A 4,803-nucleotide genomic window follows, 5' to 3' on the forward strand; every position below is an offset into this window, starting at 1 on the left:
CCGGAAGTGGTCGATGCCCCCGCCGAGGCTGTTGAGCCGCCCGAGCCCGCGGCGCCGGATGCCATCGATCCCGAGATTCGCGAGGTGTTTCTCGAGGAAGCAGCGGAGGTGCTGGAGACGCTTCAGGGACATCTGCCCACCTTCCTGCGCAACACCGAGGACAGGGAGACGCTGACGACCATCCGGCGCGCCTTCCATACCCTCAAGGGCAGCGGCCGCATGGTCGGCGCCGACGACATCGGTGAATTCGGCTGGTCGGTTGAACACATGCTCAACCGCTGTCTGGAGGGCGCGTTGAGCGTCACGCCCGCCGTGGTCAGCACACTGGAGCAGGCCGTGGAGGCGTTGCCGGGTGTGATCGGGAGTTTCCGCGACGGCGAACCGCTGGGCGAGCAGGCCAACGCGCTGGTCGCACGTACCGATCGCGTGGCCCGCGGCCTGCAGATCGACGAGGCCGCGGACGACTACGACCCCGAGATTCATCGCATTTTCCGCGAGGACGCGCGGCAGCACCTGGAGACCATGCGTCTGTGGCTGGAGTCGCAACCGGCCAACGAGCACGGTCGGTTCCCGGTGACGCAGGACCTGGTCCGTGCACTGCACACGGTGGCGGGCGCCTCGGCGTCGCTGTCGCTGGAATCAGTGTCCGAGCTGGTCTCCGAGCTGGAGGATCTCTGCGAGACGGTGATGACCGCCGGGCTGGGTCTTGGCGACGCAGAGCGCTCGCTGATCTACGAGACGATGACCGAGCTCAACGCCTGGCTGGACGCCGACGAGGCGGGCGTGCTCGAACGGCCCGGCCTGCAAGGTCTGCGCGACCGCGCCGCCGAGGCCCACCGCGAACTGCCGGAGGATGTCCGCAAGTCCAGCGCGCGGCGTCGGCTGATCGTGACCTTCACCGACGAGGCGGCCGAACTGCTGGATGGCATCGAGCAGCAGATTCAGGCCTGGAAGACCACGCCGAATGCCGAGCACCACGCTCGCAAGGTGGCCGAGGCGCTGCACACGCTCAAGGGCAGCGCGAGCATGGCGGACATCGACGACGTCAAGGAACGCGCCGCGTCGCTGCGCGAGCGCGTGCTCGCCCGGGATACCGCCGGCGCCGAGCCCCCGGACGCGACGTGGTTTGCCGCGATGGACGATGGGGTGGAGCACATTTATCAGTTGCTCGACGCCCATCGTTCCGGTCTGGCCGTGAGCATGCCGGAGCAGCAATCACCGTTGTTCGAGCAGGCGGAAGATTCGTCCGTCGCCTCATCGGTGGAGGCGGTGGTCGAGGTCGATCCGCCGATGGATTCGCCCGATGTCGTGTCGACCGAGGCGGAAGACGCGGCCGAGCCGACGCCGGCCGTCGTGTCGGCGCCGGATGATGATTTCGACGCGGAGCTTGCGGCGACCTTCGCCGAGGAAGCCCGGGAATTGTTGCAGGTGATTGACCGCGCGTTCGCGGTGTTCGAGGAAACGCCGGCCAGCGACCAGCCGCTGGACGAGATGATTCGCGCGCTGCATACGCTCAAGGGTGGTGCCCGGACGACCGGCCTGACGGGGCTTGGCAACGTCAGTCACCGGCTGGAGGACGCCGTCGGTGAACTGCTTGCCGGACGCCTGTCCCGTGATGTCGCGGTGGTCAGCCAGTTGCACAACGTGGTCGACGGTCTGCACGCGCTGGTCGACCAGCTGGAGCGCGCCGAAATCGTCGATCCCCGCCGGGTGCTTGATGACATCGAGGATCTGGAGCGCCTCGGCCGTCAGGGCGATCTGGCCGCGGCGGAGCCCGAGTCCGAGATTGAGGTGGCCGCCGCCCCGGTGGTGGCGGTTGATGAGCCTGCGGCGATACCGGACGTCAGTCAGTCGGCTGTCGCTCCGGAGGACGTGTTGCACGTCGTCGCGCCGGAAGCGACGGAGCTTGCGAGTCCCGCGGACGAGCCCGATCTTGTCGTGGACGCGGCGCCGCCGGATCGGGGCGTGGAGCAGACGCTGGCGGTTGATCTGCCCACCGACGGTGAACCTGTCGAACCGATGGGCGATGTCGGGATGGGCCGCGCATCCGATGTGTCGGGAACCGACGAGATTGCGGCGCCGGAGGGCGTTGGGTCGCTGCCGGAACAGCCGGTGACCGAGGCAGAGGAAGGTGATGCCGAAGTCGTCGACATCTTCCTGTCCGAGGCCGGTGAACTGCTGGACGAGATGGGCGCCGCACTGTCCGGGCTGGCCGCGGACCCGTCCCGCCAGCCCGATGCCGTGGCGACCGTGCGTCGCTGTCTGCACACGCTCAAGGGCGGCGCGCGTGTCGCCGGCCTGCAGGCGCTGGGTGAGCAGACACATGCGCTGGAATCCGAACTGGAGTTGCAACTGCCCGGAGGCCAGTTCACCCCGAGGTGGCTGCGCGACGCGGAGGTTGGCGCGGAGCGGTTGGCGGCCGTCATCGATGAAATCGATCGCGGCCTGCGCCTTCCGACGACGCCTGATTCCGCGCTGGTCGATCCCGTCGTGGAGGAGCCGGTCGCCGAATCGGTGGCACCGCCGCCGGAAGAGCCGACCGTCAGCGAGCCCATGGTCGCCGATTTCGATGAGCCGGCCGAGCCGTCGATCGCGCCCGTCGATGACGAATGGATCGTCGACAGTGAAGATGAGCGGCTGACAGCGGCTGCCGAGCCTGAATCCGCAGCGTCGTCCGAGCCGGCCGAGCCCGAGATTCGGGAATGGGACGAGCGCCTGTTCTGGACACCGCCCGCCGTGCAGGACGAGCAGGCCGTGGTGCGTCGCGAGACGGCGCGCGTCACCGTGGAACAGCTCGACACCATGCTGAACCAGGCGGGCGAGGTCGGCATCTTCCACTCGCGGCTGGAACAGCAGGCCAGCAGTCTGGCCAACCAGCTCAACGAATTGCAGCAGACCATCGATCGCACGCGTGCGCAGTTGCGGCAGATGGAACTGGAAACCGATGCCCAGATCCAGGCTCGGCAGCAGGGCCGCTCCGATCAGGAGGAGGATCGTTACGAGGACGAGTTCGATCCGCTGGAGATGGATCGGTACACGCGCATGCAGGAGCTTTCGCGCGCCCTGAACGAGTCCGTGGCCGACCTGGGGAACCTGCACGAGACGCTGTCGCTGCAGGTCACCGAAGTCGACGGCATGCTGCGTCACCAGGGACAGATCAACACCTCGTTGCAGCAGGGGTTGATGAGCACGCTGATGGTGCCGTTCTCGCGTCAGGTGCAGCGTCTGCAACGTGTGGTGCGGCAGACCGCCTCCGAGTTCGGCAAGGCCGTGACGGCCGAGTTCGAGGGGATCGAGAGCGAGATGGACCGCAACGTGCTCGAGCGCATGACCGGTCCGCTGGAGCATCTGCTGCGCAACGCCGTCTATCACGGCATCGAGGCGCCGGATGATCGTGTCGCCGCCGGCAAGCCGGAAACCGGGCGCATCGATGTGCGGCTGCGTCGCGAGGGCACGCAGCTGGTCATGGAGGTCGCCGACGATGGTCGGGGTCTGGACCTGCTCAAGATCCGCCAGAAGGCGGTGGAGCGTGGCCTGCTGAGTCCGACGGCGGAGCCCTCGGACGAGGCCGTCGCGCAGTTCATCTTCGAGCCGGGGTTCTCGACGGCTGACAGTCTCAGCCAGGTCGCCGGGCGCGGCGTGGGCATGGATGTGGTCGGCGCCGAGGTCAAGCACCTGGGCGGTTCGGTCGACGTGCGATCCGAACTCGGCAAGGGTGTGCGGTTCGTGATCCGGCTGCCGCTGTCGCTGGCCATCAGCCGCGCGTTGCTGATGTCGGTTGGTGACGAAACCTACGCGGTGCCGATCGGCGGCGTGCAGGGGATCGCGCGCATCCCGGCCGACGACGTCGGCCGCCTCGCCGCCAGCGAGGAGCCGAGCTTCGAGTACGGCGGCGAGCGTTACTCGGTCCGTTACGTCGGAAGCCTGCTGGGCGTGCCGACACCGGAATCCTTCGATGCGCGCAATCTGCCGGTGATTCTGACCGCCTACACCGAGGGTCTGGGCGGCGCCGAGCGGCGCGTGGCGCTGGTCTGCGATCAGTTGCAGGGCAATCGCGAAATCGTGTCCAAGCAGGTTGGCCCGCAGGTTGGCGCCATCGCCGGCATGGCCGGCGCCACGATCATGCCGGACGGCGAGGTCGTGCTGATTCTCGATCTCGCGGCGCTGCTGCGTGCTGATGCGCAGTACGCCAGCCTGCAACCGGTGCTGGACACCGCGTCGGCGGAACCCGCGCAGGGCAGCGACGAGCTGACGGTGATGGTCGTCGACGACTCGATCACCATGCGTCGCGTGGCCGAACGCCTGCTGACGCGCAACGGTTACCTGGTCACGACGGCCAAGGACGGCATGGACGCGATGGCGCAGCTTCAGGGCGACCGGCCGGACGTCATGCTGCTGGACATCGAGATGCCGCGCGTGGACGGCTTCGAGGTGGCGACCTACGTGCGCAACACGCCCGAACTCGCCGATCTGCCGATCATCATGATTACCTCGCGTTCCGGCGACAAACACCGTGAGCGGGCGGCCCGCATCGGGGTCAACCGCTATCTGATCAAGCCGTACCAGGAAGCCCAGTTGCTCAGCGAGATCGAATCCGTGCTGGGCCGCGACCAGGAGGCGGGGCATGGATAACCCGGACAACGCGTTGCCCGAACAGATTTACGGTGCCCTGATCTCGCTCAACGGTGAGACCTGGCTGCTGCCCAACACGGCCATTGCCGACGTGCTGGCGTTCGAACATGTCGAGATCAACACGGGATCGCCGGACTGGCTGCTGGGGTTCGTCGACTGGCGCGACCGGCG

General features: G+C 67.7%; 1 protein-coding gene. It reads left to right on the top strand.

Annotation, left to right across the window (positions count from 1 at the left end; genetic code table 11):
* A partial coding sequence (locus ABNS06_RS03405; RefSeq protein WP_348672566.1) for an Hpt domain-containing protein occupies positions 1 to 4,632 on the top strand: 4,632 nt, incomplete at its 5' end.
* Positions 4,633 to 4,803: the final 171 nt, after the last annotated feature.

The organism is uncultured Abyssibacter sp., assembly GCF_964000955.1.
Lineage (GTDB): Bacteria > Pseudomonadota > Gammaproteobacteria > Nevskiales > OUC007 > Abyssibacter.